At 60.5% G+C, this 15,770-nt stretch carries 18 protein-coding genes and 1 riboswitch; of the genes, 16 read left to right on the forward strand and 2 right to left on the reverse strand.

Annotated elements, in window-relative coordinates:
- Positions 1-11: 11 nt before the first annotated feature.
- On the reverse strand, positions 12-650 hold the full coding sequence (gene narL / locus BN1135_RS08560) for a two-component system response regulator NarL (protein WP_005334471.1): 639 nt from the start codon (positions 648-650) through the stop codon (positions 12-14).
- A complete protein-coding gene (narQ, locus tag BN1135_RS08565; RefSeq protein WP_042020343.1) occupies positions 650-2,362 on the reverse strand; it encodes a nitrate/nitrite two-component system sensor histidine kinase NarQ in 1,713 nt (570 codons plus the stop codon). Before narQ ends, narL begins: the two co-directional genes overlap by 1 nt.
- Before the next feature lie 78 nt (positions 2,363-2,440).
- Positions 2,441-2,594: riboswitch (molybdenum cofactor riboswitch) on the forward strand.
- On the opposite strand from narQ, the gene moaA reads away from it, so the two are divergent.
- The 16 genes from moaA (at position 2,582) to BN1135_RS08645 (ending at position 15,700) form a co-directional block, all read left to right on the forward strand.
- Positions 2,582-3,577, forward strand: coding sequence for a GTP 3',8-cyclase MoaA (moaA, locus tag BN1135_RS08570; protein ID WP_042020379.1), 996 nt, complete (start codon positions 2,582-2,584; stop codon positions 3,575-3,577). Its footprint overlaps the riboswitch before it by 13 nt.
- A gap of 239 nt (positions 3,578-3,816) precedes the next feature.
- Positions 3,817-4,356: a ferredoxin-type protein NapF gene (napF, locus tag BN1135_RS08575; protein ID WP_042020344.1), complete on the forward strand. Its 540-nt coding sequence runs from the start codon at positions 3,817-3,819 to the stop codon at positions 4,354-4,356.
- A gap of 34 nt (positions 4,357-4,390) precedes the next feature.
- Complete coding sequence (locus BN1135_RS08580; protein ID WP_031227438.1) at positions 4,391-4,645, forward strand: chaperone NapD; 255 nt, start codon at positions 4,391-4,393, stop codon at positions 4,643-4,645.
- Positions 4,646-4,746: 101 nt separating this feature from the next.
- Positions 4,747-7,236 (forward strand): nitrate reductase catalytic subunit NapA, encoded by a 2,490-nt coding sequence (gene napA / locus BN1135_RS08585; protein WP_042020345.1) that lies wholly within the window; start codon positions 4,747-4,749, stop codon positions 7,234-7,236.
- A 16-nt stretch (positions 7,237-7,252) separates the two neighbouring features.
- On the forward strand, positions 7,253-7,987 hold the full coding sequence (napG, locus tag BN1135_RS08590; protein WP_042020346.1) for a ferredoxin-type protein NapG: 735 nt from the start codon (positions 7,253-7,255) through the stop codon (positions 7,985-7,987).
- The gene (gene napH / locus BN1135_RS08595) at positions 7,984-8,859 is read left to right on the forward strand and encodes a quinol dehydrogenase ferredoxin subunit NapH (RefSeq protein WP_042020347.1); all 876 of its coding nucleotides are present in this window, start codon (positions 7,984-7,986) and stop codon (positions 8,857-8,859) included. The genes napG and napH overlap by 4 nt, the downstream gene beginning before the upstream one ends.
- The gene (locus BN1135_RS08600) at positions 8,859-9,314 is read left to right on the forward strand and encodes a nitrate reductase cytochrome c-type subunit (RefSeq protein ID WP_042020348.1); all 456 of its coding nucleotides are present in this window, start codon (positions 8,859-8,861) and stop codon (positions 9,312-9,314) included. Before napH ends, BN1135_RS08600 begins: the two co-directional genes overlap by 1 nt.
- Before the next feature lie 11 nt (positions 9,315-9,325).
- Positions 9,326-9,919: a NapC/NirT family cytochrome c gene (locus BN1135_RS08605; protein ID WP_042020349.1), complete on the forward strand. Its 594-nt coding sequence runs from the start codon at positions 9,326-9,328 to the stop codon at positions 9,917-9,919.
- A 245-nt stretch (positions 9,920-10,164) separates the two neighbouring features.
- The gene (gene moaB / locus BN1135_RS08610; RefSeq protein WP_042020350.1) at positions 10,165-10,671 is read left to right on the forward strand and encodes a molybdenum cofactor biosynthesis protein B; all 507 of its coding nucleotides are present in this window, start codon (positions 10,165-10,167) and stop codon (positions 10,669-10,671) included.
- Positions 10,672-10,680: 9 nt separating this feature from the next.
- Positions 10,681-11,205, forward strand: a complete 525-nt coding sequence (gene moaC / locus BN1135_RS08615; RefSeq protein WP_042020351.1) for a cyclic pyranopterin monophosphate synthase MoaC — start codon at positions 10,681-10,683, stop codon at positions 11,203-11,205.
- A complete protein-coding gene (gene moaD, locus BN1135_RS08620) occupies positions 11,202-11,447 on the forward strand; it encodes a molybdopterin synthase sulfur carrier subunit (protein ID WP_042020352.1) in 246 nt (81 codons plus the stop codon). The genes moaC and moaD overlap by 4 nt, the downstream gene beginning before the upstream one ends.
- 100 nt (positions 11,448-11,547) lie before the next feature.
- On the forward strand, positions 11,548-12,021 hold the full coding sequence (gene moaE, locus BN1135_RS08625) for a molybdopterin synthase catalytic subunit MoaE (protein ID WP_042020353.1): 474 nt from the start codon (positions 11,548-11,550) through the stop codon (positions 12,019-12,021).
- A gap of 87 nt (positions 12,022-12,108) precedes the next feature.
- Positions 12,109-12,837 carry a molybdate ABC transporter substrate-binding protein gene (gene modA, locus BN1135_RS08630; protein WP_042020354.1) on the forward strand — a complete coding sequence of 243 codons (729 nt, stop codon included), beginning with the start codon at positions 12,109-12,111 and terminating at the stop codon, positions 12,835-12,837.
- Positions 12,838-13,054: 217 nt separating this feature from the next.
- On the forward strand, positions 13,055-13,735 hold the full coding sequence (modB, locus tag BN1135_RS08635; protein WP_042020355.1) for a molybdate ABC transporter permease subunit: 681 nt from the start codon (positions 13,055-13,057) through the stop codon (positions 13,733-13,735).
- Entirely contained in the window at positions 13,732-14,832 is a 1,101-nt protein-coding gene (gene modC, locus BN1135_RS08640) for a molybdenum ABC transporter ATP-binding protein (RefSeq protein ID WP_042020356.1), read from the forward strand. Before modB ends, modC begins: the two co-directional genes overlap by 4 nt.
- Positions 14,833-14,923: 91 nt before the next feature.
- Positions 14,924-15,700: an alpha/beta fold hydrolase gene (locus BN1135_RS08645; protein WP_042020357.1), complete on the forward strand. Its 777-nt coding sequence runs from the start codon at positions 14,924-14,926 to the stop codon at positions 15,698-15,700.
- Positions 15,701-15,770: the final 70 nt, after the last annotated feature.

The following is a 15,770-nucleotide window of genomic DNA, read 5'->3' on the forward strand; positions in this document are numbered from 1 at the left end:
GAAGAGAGCTCTTAGTTACGCTGTTCCAGATACATGACAGCCGCTTCCACGCGGCTTTGCGCCTCGAGTTTCTTCAGCAGGCTCTTCACGTGAACCTTGACCGTTCCCTCGGAGATATGGAGTACCGAGGCAACCTGTTTGTTGGACAGGCCTTTTGCAATTTCGCGCAGGATTTGCATTTCGCGACGCGTTAAGCTTTCCAGCTTCTGCTGCAGGTGATCCAGCTCGTAGATATTTTCGAGATAGGGTCGCAGCGGTTCGCTCAGGATCTGCTTGCCGGTCATCACGTCTGCCAGCTGGGCCAGCAACAGATCAGGCTCGGTATCCTTGAGCAGATAGCCATCGGCACCGGCCTTGAGCAGGGCCACCACATCCTGACGGGCATCGGAGACGGTGAGGATCACCACCCGGGAGGTGATCTCTTCGGCTCGCAGCGCCTTGAGGGTATCGAGGCCGGATAGTCCCTTCATGTTGAGGTCGAGCAGGATCAGATCCGGCTCGGACTCCTTGGCCAGCGCCACGGCATCTGTGCCGTTGGAGGCTTCACCGGTCACCTCCATGTTCTCTTCCAGAGCCAGCAACTGCACAATCCCTTTGCGCATGAGGGGATGGTCATCTACGACCAGAACAGTGTATTTCATCTCGTCCATCAGGCGTCTCTCGCTAGACTGGTGGGGAAGGTCAGATGCACGCAGGTGCCTTGTGGCTGTAGCTCGCTGATGGTCAGCAGACCATGCAGTTTGCTGGCGCGCTCGTTCATGATGCTCAAACCGTAATGGTTGATCGCCGAGCTGGCGAGTCCGATCCCGACACCGTCATCTGAAATCTGAACGTTGATGTTACCACTGGCGAGGGTCTCACAGCTAACATCAATCACTTGCGCGTTGGCATGTTTGATGGCGTTGAGGACGGCCTCGCGGATCAGTTGCAGGATATGGATGTGCTGGCCCGCTTCCAAATCGCTATCGGCCAGTTCGTAATGGCACCTTATTTTTGCCTGGGTCTGGGGTTGCAGCTGATCGAGCATCACCCGGATTGCTTCCCCCAGATTGGCATCCCCAATGGTGAGACGGAAGGTGCCGAGTAGTTCGCGCAGCTGGGTATAGGCATTGCTGAGCCCTTCGTCTATCTGCTGCATCGCCTCTTGTGCTTTCTCCTGCTGCCCCTTGGCGTAGGAGCGCTTGAGCAGGGTGGACTGGATCTTGAGATAAGAGAGGGCTTGCGCCAGCGAGTCGTGCAGCTCCCGGGCGATCACTGCTCGCTCCTCCATCAGCAGCAGCCGCTGCTGTTGCAGCAGAGTCTGATCCTTGTGCAGCACCTGAGCCAGCAGCATGGTGAAGTTTTTGATCAACCGTTCGTCGATGGGGTGCTGGCTGATGATGTCGAGCCGGCCAAACTCCTGCTCATCCATCTGCAAATAGAAGCTGGCGACCGCATCGAGATCGCCGGGCCAACCGGTGCGCCCCGAGATGTAGACCGGCATGGCGTTGTGTTCGAAGCGGGTCAGCCGGATATGGTCGATGTGCTGGTGGGCGGCGGCGCGATCCAGCAACTTGATCAGGGTGCGGGTGCTGAGCGGGGCCGCGTGCAGCTTCTGGGCGGTCGAGTAGAGAAACGAGAGAGTATCGTTGGCCTGCTGCAGCTTGGCGGTTTTCTCTTCCACCTTGTTCTCCAGCTCCCGATAGAGCTTGCCCAGCTCGTCGGCCATGGTGACGAAAGCCCGTGATAGCTCCCCCAGCTCATTTTCACCGTGGGCGGGCAGCTGGAGATCGAAGTCCTGGCGCTGGATCTGGCGGGCGCAGTAGACCAGCTGATTGAGGGGGGCAACCACCTGTTGGCGGGTAAAGCGCACCGTAAACCAGGCGATGGTGATGATGGATAGCAGCCCTAGTCCCTCCGCCAGGGCCAGCATCCGTACCTTGAATTCCACGTGGTATTGCATCTGATTGACGAAATTGTCGATGGCCGCCACAAACCGCTCGGTGTTATCTGTGTACCGTCTTGGGGTGCGTTCTTCGATATGCTGGCGCATCACCGCCCACTGGCCGAGCACTTCACCATAGGTGCGGCGCAACGAGGCGGGCGTGATCCAGCGCTGGGTCTCCTGCAGCTCTTCGGCGTGCAGGGTCTCTTCAAACTGGGCGAGCCGCCCCAACACGCTGTCACCTCGCTCGATCTCGTAGGCCATCCGGTAGGCTTGCATCCGCAGTGAGCCGGAGAGGTTGATCGCCTTGGCATCGGGGACCGAGTAAAAAAGCGTCACCATCGCGACCAGCGCGATCAGGCTGGCCATGAAGAGGATCAACACCATGGCACGGCCGATGGCGCCGCTGACCGAATGGACTCTGAACCGTTTTCCCATGCTGATGAACACCTCTGGACAGTAATAATGACTCCGCAAGATGCGTGGGAGTGTACTTCAACTTGTGTTAGCATCGAAAAACTAGATGAACTCCGAGCTGTTTTGCCTACGTCCTTGCGATAGGGGAAAACCAGCCGTCAGCCGATTGTTGAACCTAATGGTCGAGCTGTAAGGGTCAGGAAAGAAATGCCCTGGCCTCCCGTATTTGGAAAGGTGTTTATGTTGCCACTTGAAGATGGTTTTTCCCGTCGTTTTTACTATTTGCGTCTGTCAGTGACCGATGTGTGCAATTTCCGTTGCACCTACTGCCTGCCCGACGGCTATCGCCCCCCGGAAGGCCACAAAGAGGGGCGTAAATCTTTTCTCTCGGTTGACGAGATCCGTCGCGTGGTGGGTGGTTTTGCCGCCATGGGCACTCGTAAGGTGCGCATCACGGGGGGAGAACCCTCCCTGCGCCGTGATTTCACCGAGATCGTCAAGGTGATCGCCACCACTCCGGGCATCGAGAAGGTCGCCATGACCACCAACGGCTATCGCCTCAAGGAGCGGGCCCAAGAGTGGTTTGATGCCGGACTCAACGCCCTCAATGTCAGTGTCGACAGTCTCGACCCGCGCCAGTTTCACCAGATCACCGGTGAGAACAAGCTGGCGGAGGTGATGGAGGGGATCGAAGCGGCACTGGCCGCCGGTTTCAAATCGGTGAAGATCAATGCGGTGCTGCTCAAGGGGCTCAACGACTACCAGCTCGATGCCTTTCTGGGCTGGATCAAGCACAAGCCCATCGAGCTGCGCTTTATCGAGCTGATGCAGACCGGCGAGATGGATACCCTGTTTCGCGACCACCATGTCAGCGGCGAGCAGATCAAGCTGCGCTTGCTGGAGAGTGGCTGGGTGCAGCAGTTGAGAGGCAAGGATGACGGCCCGGCGCAGGTCTTTATGCATCCCGATTCGCAGGGTGGTGTGGGGCTCATCATGCCCTACAGCAAGGATTTCTGTGCCGGTTGCAACCGGCTGCGGGTCTCCTCGCTGGGGAAGCTGCACCTCTGCCTGTTTGGCGACAACGGTGTCGACCTGCGGGATCTGCTAACCGCAGATCAGCAGTCGGATGAGCTGCAACAGCGCATTCGCGCGGCACTGGCAGGCAAGAGTGCCACTCATCGCCTCCATGAGGGCAATGCCGGCATCACTCCTCATCTCGCCTCTATCGGCGGATAACGGCAAAAAATCCCCAACGATTAAATAGCAATCCTCACATGGAGGTATTTTAACCGATACCTCCATTTTTATTGCGCTGCAAGGCTTTGATCTGGCGCAAGAATCCCCCCTGTTTATCTCCCTGGTGGTATATCCCTGACCTTGTCAGGATCGCAATATACACCCACTCTTATAATTGGTATCGAAAATGCCAATCATGGACTCGCACTGCACCCTTCCTCACCAGAACAGGAGTCAACATGCCGGATGAGATCGATCTTGCCCGCCGCGGCCTGTTTCGGGGGCGGCTGAGAAACGCCGAACCGCCGGTGCAGTTGCCCTGGTCAGTCAACTGGTCGGCATTTGTCGCCGACTGCACCCGCTGCGGGGACTGTCTTGCTGCCTGCCCGGAGCAGATCCTGGTGATTGGCGAGGGCGGTTTTCCGGTGGTCGATTTTCAGCGTGGCGAGTGCACCTTCTGCACCGAGTGCGTCACGGTCTGCAAGGCGCCGCTGTTTCGTCCGACCACCGAATCTCCCTGGCACTACAAGGCCCATATCGAGGCCAACTGTCTGGCCAATGGTCAGGTGTTCTGCCAGCGCTGTCAGGACAGCTGCGAGCCCAATGCCATTCGTTTTATTCCGGTGCTGGGGCGTGTGCCCACCCCAACGGTCGAGTTGGATCGCTGTAACGGCTGCGGCGCCTGCGTGCAGGATTGTCCGGTTGGCAGCATCAAGGTCGACGGGCGAGCAGCCCCATCCGGTGGTGCCAGCCAGCCCACCCTCAAGCAGGAGTCATAAATTGAGTCAGAAGCCGTGTGACACAGAAGCCACAATGGATCAGGAGTTCCATGTATCGAGTCTGGTAGTGCTGACCCAGCCCCCCTTGCGCCATCAGCTCGCCGAGCAGATTGGCGCCCTGGAAGGGGCCGAGATCCACGCCGTCAGTGACGAGGGCAAGTTGGTGGTGACCCTGGAAGGTCCGAGCCAGCGGCCGATTATGGCGGCCATTGATGCGATACAGGCGATGCCGGGCGTGCTCTCTGCCGCCCTGATTTACCACCAGTTCGATGAACTCGGCGGTCACTGAAAAGAGTGATGGGATGCCGGGCGTGCCCTCTGCCGCTGTTGGCTGGCTCCCGTTCGACAGATTCGACAACTATTACGCGATAAGCAATGCGAGGATATGCCATGAAGCTGAGTCGACGCGACTTTATGAAGGCCAACGCGGTGGCAGCTGCCGCTGCCGTGGCCGGTGTCAGTGCCCCCACGCTGGCGGCCAATCTCATCACCAGTACCGACAAGACTGCCATCCATTGGGATAAAGCTCCCTGCCGCTTCTGCGGTACCGGCTGCTCCGTGCTGGTGGGTTCGCAGAATGGTCGGGTCGTGGCGACTCAGGGTGATCCGGATGCGCCGGTCAACCGTGGCCTCAACTGCATCAAAGGCTACTTTCTTTCCAAGATCATGTACGGTCAGGATCGTCTGACCCAGCCGATGCTGCGGATGAAGAACGGCCAGTTCGACAAGGATGGCGACTTCGCCCCCATCAGCTGGGATCAGGCGTTCGACATCATGGCCGAGAAGTTCAAGGCGACGTTGAAAGAGAAAGGCCCGACTGCGGTCGGCATGTTCGGCTCCGGCCAGTGGACCGTCTGGGAAGGTTATGCCGCCGCCAAGCTGATGAAGGCCGGTTTCCGCTCCAACAACCTCGACCCCAACGCCCGTCACTGCATGGCCTCTGCGGTAGTTGGCTTCATGCGTACCTTCGGCATGGATGAGCCGATGGGCTGCTACGACGATATCGAGCAGGCCGATGCCTTCGTACTGTGGGGCTCCAACATGGCCGAGATGCACCCCATCCTCTGGTCGCGGATGTCTGATCGCCGTCTCTCCAATCCGGATGTGCAGGTGCACGTGCTCTCGACCTTCGAACACCGCAGCTTCGAGCTGGCGGACAACGGCATGGTGTTCACCCCGCAGACCGATCTGGCGATCCTCAACTATGTCGCCAACTACATCATCCAGAACGACAAGGTGAACTGGGACTTCGTCAACAAGCACACAGTGTTCAAGAAGGGGGTCACCGACATCGGTTACGGCCTGCGCCCGACCGATCCGCTGCAGCAGAAAGCGAAGAACCCGGACAGCGGTGATGCCACACCGATGACCTTCGACGAGTTTGCCAAGTTCGTGGCGGATTACGATGTGGAGTCGGTCGCCAAGCTCTCCGGCGTCTCCAAAGAAAAGCTGGAAAAGCTGGCCCAGATCTATGCCGACCCGAGCAAGAAAGTGGTCTCTTACTGGACCATGGGTTTCAACCAGCATACCCGTGGCGTCTGGGCCAACAACCTCTGCTACAACATTCACCTGCTCACCGGCAAGATCTCCGAGCCGGGTAATGGTCCTTTCTCCCTGACCGGTCAGCCCTCTGCCTGCGGCACCGCGCGGGAAGTGGGTACCTTTGCCCACCGTCTGCCTGCCGACATGGTGGTGACCGAGCCCAAGCACCGTGCCATTGCCGAGCAGATCTGGAAACTGCCAGAAGGGACCATTCCCGACAAGGTGGGTTTCCACGCTGTGCTGCAAGACCGCATGCTCAAAGATGGCAAGCTCAACGCCTACTGGGTGATGTGCAACAACAACATGCAGGCCGGTCCCAACATGAATACCGATCGCCTGCCAGGCTATCGTGATCCGCGCAACTTCATCGTGGTTTCCGACCCGTACCCGACTGTCACCGCCCAGGCGGCTGATCTGATCCTGCCCACTGCCATGTGGGTGGAGAAAGAGGGAGCCTACGGCAACGCCGAGCGCCGCACCCAGTTCTGGCACCAGCAGGTGAAAGCGCCGGAAGGGGCCAAGTCCGACTTGTGGCAGCTGATGGAGTTCTCCAAGCGCTTCAAGGTGGAAGAGGTATGGCCCAACGAGCTCATCGCCAAGATGCCGGAAGTGAAGGGCAAAACCCTGTTTGATGTGCTCTATGCCAACGGTCAGGTCAACCAGTTCCCGAAAGAGCAGAGCAAGGGGATGCTGAACGACGAAGCCGAGCACTTCGGGTTCTACGTCCAGAAAGGGCTGTTCGAGGAGTACGCCACCTTCGGTCGCGGCCACGGTCACGATCTGGCGCCGTTCGATCAGTACCACGAAGCGCGCGGTCTGCGCTGGCCGGTGGTGGATGGCAAAGAGACCCTGTGGCGCTACCGCGAAGGGTTCGACCCGTATGTCAAAGCAGGCGAGGGGGTGCGCTTCTATGGCAAGCCTGATGGCAAGGCGGTGATCTTCGCACTGCCGTTTGAGCCTGCCGCCGAGTCGCCAGACCAGGAGTACGATCTGTGGCTCTCCACCGGTCGCGTGCTGGAACACTGGCACACCGGCACCATGACCCGTCGAGTCCCCGAGCTCTATCGCGCCTTCCCGGATGCGGTGCTGTTCATGCACCCGGACGATGCCAAGGCCCGCGGCGTGCGTCGTGGGGAAGAGGTGATCGTCTCCTCCCGCCGTGGTGAGGTGAAGACCCGGGTCGAGACCCGTGGCCGTAATAAACCCCCTAAGGGATTGGTGTTCATGCCCTTCTTTGACGCCAGCCAGCTGGTCAACAAGCTGACCCTGGACGCCACCGATCCGCTCTCCAAAGAGACCGATTACAAGAAGTGCGCCGTCAAGGTGATGAAGGCCTGAGGCGGGGGAGCGCGAGATGAGTCGTAGTCGTCGCCAGTTTTTGGCCGACATGGCAAAAGGGGCCTGCGGTGTGGGCCTGCTTGGCGTGGGGCTCGGTGGCGTGGCCCGCCAGCAGGCACACGCGGTGCCTGCCCAGGCGCTGCGCCCCCCTTCTGCCCTCGATGAAACGGAGTTTCTCAGCGCCTGCGTGCGCTGTGGGCTCTGCGTCGAGGCGTGCCCCTACGACACCCTCAAGCTCGCTCGGCTGTTTGACCCTGTGACCACCGGCACCCCTTACTTCAAGGCGCGTGCCGTGCCCTGCGAGATGTGTGATGACATGCCTTGCGTGGTGGCCTGCCCGAGCGGGGCGCTGGATCAGCAGATGACCGATATCGATCAGGCGCGGATGGGGGTGGCAGTGCTCATCGATCACGAGACCTGCCTCAACTATCTGGGCTTGCGCTGCGATGTCTGTTATCGGGTCTGCCCGCTGATTGACAAGGCGATCACCCTCGATTTGCAGCATAACCAGCGCACCGGCAAACACGCCATGTTCCTGCCCACGGTACACAGCGATGCCTGCACCGGCTGTGGCAAGTGCGAGCACGCCTGCGTGCTGGAGGAGTCCGCGATCAAGGTGGTGCCCCGTCAGCTCGCCAAGGGTGAGCTGGGCCATCACTACCGGCTCGGCTGGGAAGAGAAGGCCAAGGCAGGCAAGTCGCTGATCGGTGAGCGGCTCACTCTGCCCACCCGCAAACCGGAGGGGTTATGAGTCGTTATCCGGGAGAGGAGGCTCGCATCAAGCTGGGGTGGTGGCGTGCTCACCGCTTCCTGCTGTTGCGTAGGCTGAGTCAGTTGAGCGTGCTCGGGCTGTTTTTGCTGGGGCAGCTGGCGGGCATCTGGATCCTCAAGGGCAACCTTTCCAGCTCGCTGTTGCTGGAGACGGTGCCACTGACCGATCCCCTCACTCTGCTGCAGTCGCTGGCGGCGGGCCATTGGCCCATCACCACCCTCTGGCTGGGGGCCGCCATCGTGCTGGCCGGTTACTGGCTGGTCGGGGGGCGGGTGTTCTGCTCCTGGGTCTGCCCGGTCAACCTCATCACAGATGCGGCGGCCTGGCTCAGGGGGCGACTTGGCCTCAAGGGCAACGGCCAGTTCAGCCGCGCGACCCGCTATTGGCTGCTGGCCATGGTGCTGGTGGTGCCTGCGGTGGTCGGGGTGATGGCGTGGGAGCTGGTCAATCCGGTGTCGCTTGCCATGCGCGGTTTGCTGTTTGGCATGGGGGCGGGCTGGGCCCTGCTGGCGGCGCTGTTCCTGTTCGATCTGTTCGTGCTTGAGCGGGGCTGGTGCGGTCATCTCTGTCCGGTGGGGGCTTTCTACGCCCTGGTCAACCGGGTCGGATTTATCAAGATTTCTGCCAAGGGGCGCGAGCGGTGCAGCAACTGCATGGATTGTTATGCGGTCTGCCCGGAGCGCCCCATCCTGCGCGGGCCGGTTCACGGTGCCAAGCGCGGTCACGGGCCCTTGATTGCGGCTCAGGAGTGTACCAACTGTGGCCGCTGCATCGATGTCTGCGCGGAACAAATTTTTGAAATCACTGTAGGTTTTGCCGTCAAGGCAGAAAAAACGTTGGAGAATAAATAATGAAAAAGCTGATTGGAGCAATGCTGGCCTGCCTGATGGTGGGTTCCTTGATGGCCGCCACCTCCGAGATCACCAATAGTACCGGAGGGATCAAATCCGAGCGGGGGGCCACCGATTTGGTGATCGAGGCGGATGCCGCACCACTGAAGAATTTTCGCAAAGACGGTGATATGTATGATCGCCAGTACATTCATCAGCCACCGCTAATCCCCCACGATATTCGTAACTACGAGGTGGATAACAAGGTCAACAAGTGCCTGGCCTGCCACAGCTTCAAGAATGCCAGCGCCATGAAGGCCCCCAAGATCAGCCCGACTCACTTCGAGACCCGTGATGGTACAACCCTGGGTGAGGTTTCCCCCCGTCGCTACTTCTGCTTGCAGTGCCATGTGCCGCAAGCGGATGCCAAGCCGCTGGTGGAAAATACTTTCAAGCCGGTTGAAGCACTGAACTAAGGAGTCCATCAATGAAATTACCCGGCTTTATCCAGCGTCTGTGGACCACCTTCAAGTCACCGTCAAAAGCGGCCCTCTGGGTGCTGTTGATGATGGGTTTTTTTGGTGGAGTGATCTTTTGGGGCGGCTTCAATACCGCCATGGAAGCCTCCAACACCGAGAAGTTTTGTACCAGCTGTCACGAGATGAAGGACAACGTGTTCGAGGAGTACCGCGACACTATTCACTACGCCAACCGCTCCGGTGTGCGGGCCAGTTGTCCTGATTGCCACGTGCCGCACGAGTGGACCTACAAGATCATCCGTAAGGTGCAGGCTTCCAAGGAGCTGTGGGGCATGATCACCGGTAAGGTGGATACCCCCGAGAAGTTCGAAACCCATCGTCGGGCGATGGCCGAACGGGAGTGGCAGCGGATGAAAGAGACCGACTCGCGCGAGTGCCGCAACTGCCACAACTTCGAGTACATGGATTTCTCTTTACAAGGTAAACGGGCTGCCCAGATGCACTCCGCCAATCTTGGCAAGGAGGGACAGGGCACCTGCATCGACTGTCACAAGGGGATTGCGCACCAGCTGCCTGACATGACAGGGGTGAAGGGATTCTGATCCTCCCTCATCACAGGCTGGGTTCGCCCAGCCTGCGTTTTACTGATATCTGAGACAAACATCAGATTTGTGTATCTTTTAAATCCCATATCCCGTGAAACCTTTGGTAGAATCAGCCCGCCGTCAAACGTCTGGGCACGTGGGCTAACGGGATGGAGACGCGGGTTCTTGTTGCTCTCTATGACTGTTTGCTCCCCCTCCTCATTTTGCCTCGTTGACGGCCCATAGCCATAAGGAGCTGCCCGATGGGACAGAACAACAACGAATTTATTCCCCTCAAGATCGCCGTATTGACGGTTTCCGACAGCCGCACTACTGCCGATGACAGCTCGGGCGACTATTTGGTATCAGCCCTCACTGCAACAGGACACCAGCTCGCAGGTCGGGCGCTGTGTGCTGATAACCTGTTTCGAATTCGGGCGCTGGTCAGTGACTGGATCGCCGACAGCGAAGTGCAGGCGATCCTGATTAACGGTGGCACCGGCTTTAATGAGCAAAATTGGGTGCCTGAGGCGGTCGGCGTGCTGTTCGAGCGTACTGTGCAAGGTTTTGGCGAACAGTTCCGCCAGCTCTCCTTTGCCGAGATCAAGGGTTCAGCCATGCAGAGTCGTGCCTTGGCAGGTCTTGCCAATCGCACCCTGATCTGCTGCTTGCCGGGCTCCCCCGGTGCGTGCCGGTTGGGCTGGGAGCAGCTTATTCGCGATCAGCTCGATGCCCGTACCAAGCCGTGCAACTTTGTCTCCCACCTTTGAGAGCAAACGATGAACCAGACCGATCCCAAGCAGACCCAGCCCAACCTGACCCATATCAATCAAAGCGGCGAAGCCCATATGGTGGATGTGACCGACAAGCAGGTGACCGAGCGTGAAGCTCGTGCCGAGGCGTTTGTCGCCATGGCCCCCGAGACCCTGGCGCTGATCCTGAGCGGCCAGCATCACAAGGGTGATGTGTTCGCCACTGCCCGCATCGCCGGTATCATGGCCGCCAAGAAGACCTCCGATCTCATCCCCCTCTGCCATCCGCTAGCCCTGACCAAGGTAGAGGTAGAGATAGTGCCGCTGCCCGAACAGCACAAGGTGCATATCCGCACCCTCTGCAAGCTCTCCGGCAAGACCGGGGTGGAGATGGAGGCGCTGACGGCGGCGTCGGTGGCGGCGCTGACCATCTACGACATGTGCAAGGCGGTGCAAAAAGACATGGTGATCGAGCAGGTGCGACTGGTAGAGAAGAAGGGCGGCAAATCCGGCCATTTTCAGTTGGGGTCAACTAGCGGGGAGCAAGCATGATCAAGGTACTGTTTTTTGCGCAAGTGCGTGAGCTGGTAGCGTGTGACGAGCTGAGCCTGCCATGCGACTATGCCACTGCCGAACAACTGCGCTGCGACTTAAGTGAGCGCGGCGACAAGTGGGCACTGGCCCTCGAGGCTGGCAAACTGCTGGTGGCGGTCAACCAGACGCTGGTGCCCCTCGATACCCCTATCAATGATGGCGATGAAGTGGCCTTCTTCCCGCCGGTGACCGGAGGCTGAGAATGAGCGAGATAATGACCGTGGATCGTACTACTGAGCTGTGCGGTGGCGATGAAGTGGCCTTCTTCCCTTTCCCTCCAGTAACGACCGGAGGCTGATGATGAGCGAGGCAACCATCACAGATCGCATTGTGGTGCAGCGGGAAGACTTCTCGCTGGCCGACGAATATGCCCGCCTCGCCACCCGCCCCGACAGTGGCGCCATCGTCACCTTCGTTGGCAAGGTTCGCGACTTCAATCAGGGGGAGGAGGTGAAGGGGTTGGCCCTCGAGCACTACCCCGGCATGACCGAGAAGGCGCTGGCCGATATCGTGCAAGAGGCCCGTCGCCGCTGGCCGCTGCAGGAGTGTACCCTTATTCATCGCATCGGCGAGTTGTGGCTTGGCGATCAGATCGTGCTGGTGGCGGTGAGCAGTGCCCACCGCGACGCCGCCTTTGACGCCTGTCACTTCATCATGGATTTCTTGAAAACCCGGGCGCCGTTCTGGAAAAAAGAGCTGACCGCCGAGGGTGTGCAACGCTGGGTCGAGGCCAAGGAGAGCGACAACGCCGCCGCTGCCCGCTGGCAAGCCTGACCTGTTCATCACGAGGGGTGCAGGTTCAACGGGAACCACGGCCCCGCCAAGGGGCGCGGATGTGCGGGCCCCATCAGGAGAAAGGGAATGAAACCGTTGTTATCTGTTGTCATCGCCGGTGTCTGCGCCGCCACCTTGCATACCGGTGTCGTGCAGGCTGATGAAGTGAAAGTGGCCGTGGCGGCCAACTTCAAGGGAACCATCGAGCGTATCGGTAAGGAGTTCACCGCCAAGACCGGCCACACCCTGGCCATCTCGTCTGCCGCCACCGGGGTGCTCTACACCCAGATCAGTCACGGCGCACCGTTCGATCTGTTCCTCTCCGCCGATGCGGCGACCCCCGAGAAGCTGGAAAAAGAGGGCAAGGGGAGCGATCGCTTCACCTACGCCATCGGCCAGCTGGGGCTGTGGAAGAAGGGGGGGCCAGCCCCTGACGAGGCGACCCTGCGCAATTGGAAGGGCAACCTCGCCATCGCCAATGCCCGCACAGCTCCCTATGGTGCTGCCGCCATGGCGACCCTCACCCATCTCAAAATCGATCCCAAGCAGTACCGGTTGCTGACCGGCGCCAACATCGGCCAGACCTGGCAATTTGTCGACACCGGCAATGCCGAACTGGGCTTTGTCGCCTGGGCCAATCTGGTGGAAGCGGACAAGACCGGTGAAGCCTGGGCCGTACCGGCTGACTTCTATCCCCCCATCGAACAGCAGGGGCTGGTATTGAAGAAAGGGGCTGCGGTGGAGGCGCTGGTCGCCTGGCTCAAAGGGCCGGGTCAAGGGCAGATCAAGGCCGCGGGCTATGCCCTGCCCCAATAAGGGCTTGGGGCTGACGCGATACCCTGAGTGGTCGGCCTTCGGGTCGGCCACTCTTTGCAATGAGGATAGAGAGCATGCCGTTGGCCGCATTCAACCGGGAGCCGGACGATGAGTAGCGATCTGCTGGCGATGACCGGCCTGACTCGGGAGCAGCTCTACCGGGAGTGCGGCTCGTTTGCCATGTCTGGTGCTGAACCTAGTGTTGGGAGTGAGTCCGATGAGTGACGGGGATCTGCTGGCGGTCTGGCTCACCCTGAAGCTGGCGGCCTGTACCACCGCGATTTTACTGTTGCTGGCGCCGCCGCTGGCATGGTGGCTGTCGCGCAGCCAGAACCGGCTACGGCCGCTGGTGGAGGCGCTGGTGGCGCTGCCGCTGGTGCTGCCCCCCACCGTGCTGGGGTTTTATCTGCTGCTCGCCTTCTCCCCCGAATATGGCTTCGGCGCCTGGTGGCGCAACACCTTTGGCGCCCCGCTCGCCTTCAGTTTTCTCGGTCTGCTGTTCGCCTCCATCCTCTATTCGCTGCCGTTTGTGGTGCAGCCGCTCACCTCCGCCTTCGTCAACATGGGCAACAAGGAGCTGGAGGCCGCCGCTACCCTGGGACTCGGCCCGCTGGAGCGCTTCTTCCACATCATTTTGCCGATGACCCTGCCCAGCTTCGTGATGGCGGCGGCCCTCGGCTTTGCCCACACCCTGGGGGAGTTTGGTGTGGTGCTGATGATTGGCGGCAATATCCCCGGCGAGACCCAGGTGCTCTCCATCGCCCTGTTTGATCATGTGGAGGCGATGGATTACCAGAACGCCCATATTCTGGCGGGCGGCTTGATGGCCTTCTCGCTGGTGATGCTGGTGCTGGTCTACGGCGTGCTGCAGCGCAGACAGCGGAGAGTGTTCGGATGAACCAGCCAGCCACGATTTTGCCAGGCAACGCCCTACACTGCCATGCCCTGAACCTCAGTGCCCGGCGCGTGTTTGGCCCCTTTATCCTCGATTGCGCACTGACCCTCGAGCTGGGTGGGATCCTCGGTCTGTTTGGCCCCTCCGGCTGCGGCAAGAGCACCCTGCTGCGCATCATCGCCGGGCTCGATCGCCAAAGCGGGGATCGCTTGCTGTGGCGCGGGCGGGAGTGCGCCGCGCGGCTGCCCGAAGCGCGCCGGATCGGACTGGTGTTTCAGGATTCGCGGCTCTTCCCTCATCTGACGGTGCTCGGCAATCTGCAACTGGCGGCTCGCAAGGGGCGAGGGCGCTGGCAGCCCGAAGTGCTGGCGGCGCGGCTTGGCTTTGCCGATCTGTTGGGGCAGCCTGCCCATGCCCTGTCGGGTGGCCAACGCCAGCGGGTGGCATTGGGGCGGGCGCTGCTGGCCGAGCCCGATCTGCTGCTGCTCGATGAGCCATTTTCGGCGCTGGATCGGCGCAGCCGCATTCATCAGGCCCATGTGCTCAAGGGCTTGCAGCAGGAGAGCGACATCCCGATGATCTTCGTCAGCCACGCCATGGAGGAGGTGAGCCTGCTCTGCGATCAGCTGGTGCTGCTGGAAAGTGGCCGGGTCGAGGCGCAAGGCAGGCCGAGCGAGATCTTCGCCCGTACCGATCTCTCGCTCGCCAGCCGTGACGATGCCGGGGTGATGCTGGATGCTGCCCTGTCCCACTACGATGACGACGAGCAGATGGCGACCCTGCAGCTTGGCGAGCAGCGGCTGCGGGTCACCATGACCCATGTGCCGGACGAGAGCGGCCCCTTGCAGATCAAGGTGGCAGGGCGAGATGTGGTGATTGCCACAGCACCCATCGAGCACTCCAGTCTCTCCAACTGTCTCGTCACCCGTCTGCTGGCGGTGCGCGAGGTGCGCCCCGGCCAGACCCTGTTGCAGTTGGCGCTGGGTGAGCAGATACTGCTGGCCCGGATCACCAGCCGCTCTGCCAGGCGCCTGGCACTGGCGCCGGAGCAGCAGATCTACGCTTATATCAAGGCGGTAAGTCTGGTCAGCGAAGGCTGATTGGGCGCCGCGCTGATAACGTGGCGGGATAGCCACGGGCAACATAACAACAAGAGATGGTTCAGGTGATGAGTCGAGAGGCAATACACTGATGCGCCGCAATCAGGTGATGAAATTCAACGGTCTTGCCCTGCGCAGCGCGGGGGAGGGCCCCTTGCTGTTGCTGCTGCACGGGCTGGGCTCCTCCAGCCTCGACTGGCAGGCGCAGATCGAACGGTTTTCCGAACACTACCGGGTGGTGGCGCTGGATCTGCGCGGCCATGGTCAGAGCATGCAGGAGGGGCCGTTCGACGTATCAACCCTGGCGGCTGATGTGGCGAACTGGCTCGATGAGCAACCTGAGCCCGCCTGGGTAGTGGGATTATCGCTGGGGGCCATGGTGGCGCTGGAGCTGGCGCTGCAACTGCCCCACAAGGTGCGGGGGCTGGTGCTGGTCAACGGCTTTAGCGAGTTTCTGCTGGAGACGCCGAAAGAGCAGGAGCGTTATGCCCAGCGTCTCAAGTGGCTGCGCTGGTTTGGCATGCGCCCGCTCGCCTGGTGGTTGGGGCGCGAGCTCTTCCCAGGCCCGGATCTGGCACAGGTGCGCCACACCTTCCGGCTGCGTTTCGTGCGCAACAAAAAGAAGGTTTACAAGGCGCTGCTGGAGGCGCTCCCCGGCTGGTCGGTACGCGCCCGGCTCGGCTCCATCTGGCAGCCGGTGGCCATCATCTCCACCAGTCATGACTACCTGCCGCTCGCCAAACGGGTGGAGCAGTTTGCCGCCCTGCCCAACGCCACCATCCACACCCCCAATGGTCACCACGCCTGGCCCGCGGAAGATCCCTCGGGCTTTAACCACTTGCTGCAACGGATCCTCACTACCCATTGAGGAGAATGTTTAGGGCAGAGATGACAAAGTGTGTAGTTAACAAAAAGCGCTGTCTAGTCCTGAAATAGGT

The sequence above is a fragment of the Aeromonas sobria genome, assembly GCF_000820145.1.
In the GTDB taxonomy this organism is placed as follows: domain Bacteria; phylum Pseudomonadota; class Gammaproteobacteria; order Enterobacterales; family Aeromonadaceae; genus Aeromonas; species Aeromonas sobria.

Bases quoted from the DNA above. Each gene is read 5' to 3' on its own strand.
- narL (WP_005334471.1), bottom strand. From the start codon at position 650: ATGGACGAGATGAAATACACTGTTCTGGTCGTAGATGACCATCCCCTC.
- narQ (WP_042020343.1), bottom strand. From the start codon at position 2,362: ATGGGAAAACGGTTCAGAGTCCATTCGGTCAGCGGCGCCATCGGCCGT.
- moaA (WP_042020379.1), top strand. From the start codon at position 2,582: ATGTTGCCACTTGAAGATGGTTTTTCCCGTCGTTTTTACTATTTGCGT.
- napF (WP_042020344.1), top strand. From the start codon at position 3,817: ATGCCGGATGAGATCGATCTTGCCCGCCGCGGCCTGTTTCGGGGGCGG.
- BN1135_RS08580 (WP_031227438.1), top strand. From the start codon at position 4,391: ATGGATCAGGAGTTCCATGTATCGAGTCTGGTAGTGCTGACCCAGCCC.
- napA (WP_042020345.1), top strand. From the start codon at position 4,747: ATGAAGCTGAGTCGACGCGACTTTATGAAGGCCAACGCGGTGGCAGCT.
- napG (WP_042020346.1), top strand. From the start codon at position 7,253: ATGAGTCGTAGTCGTCGCCAGTTTTTGGCCGACATGGCAAAAGGGGCC.
- napH (WP_042020347.1), top strand. From the start codon at position 7,984: ATGAGTCGTTATCCGGGAGAGGAGGCTCGCATCAAGCTGGGGTGGTGG.
- BN1135_RS08600 (WP_042020348.1), top strand. From the start codon at position 8,859: ATGAAAAAGCTGATTGGAGCAATGCTGGCCTGCCTGATGGTGGGTTCC.
- BN1135_RS08605 (WP_042020349.1), top strand. From the start codon at position 9,326: ATGAAATTACCCGGCTTTATCCAGCGTCTGTGGACCACCTTCAAGTCA.
- moaB (WP_042020350.1), top strand. From the start codon at position 10,165: ATGGGACAGAACAACAACGAATTTATTCCCCTCAAGATCGCCGTATTG.
- moaC (WP_042020351.1), top strand. From the start codon at position 10,681: ATGAACCAGACCGATCCCAAGCAGACCCAGCCCAACCTGACCCATATC.
- moaD (WP_042020352.1), top strand. From the start codon at position 11,202: ATGATCAAGGTACTGTTTTTTGCGCAAGTGCGTGAGCTGGTAGCGTGT.
- moaE (WP_042020353.1), top strand. From the start codon at position 11,548: ATGAGCGAGGCAACCATCACAGATCGCATTGTGGTGCAGCGGGAAGAC.
- modA (WP_042020354.1), top strand. From the start codon at position 12,109: ATGAAACCGTTGTTATCTGTTGTCATCGCCGGTGTCTGCGCCGCCACC.
- modB (WP_042020355.1), top strand. From the start codon at position 13,055: ATGAGTGACGGGGATCTGCTGGCGGTCTGGCTCACCCTGAAGCTGGCG.
- modC (WP_042020356.1), top strand. From the start codon at position 13,732: ATGAACCAGCCAGCCACGATTTTGCCAGGCAACGCCCTACACTGCCAT.
- BN1135_RS08645 (WP_042020357.1), top strand. From the start codon at position 14,924: ATGCGCCGCAATCAGGTGATGAAATTCAACGGTCTTGCCCTGCGCAGC.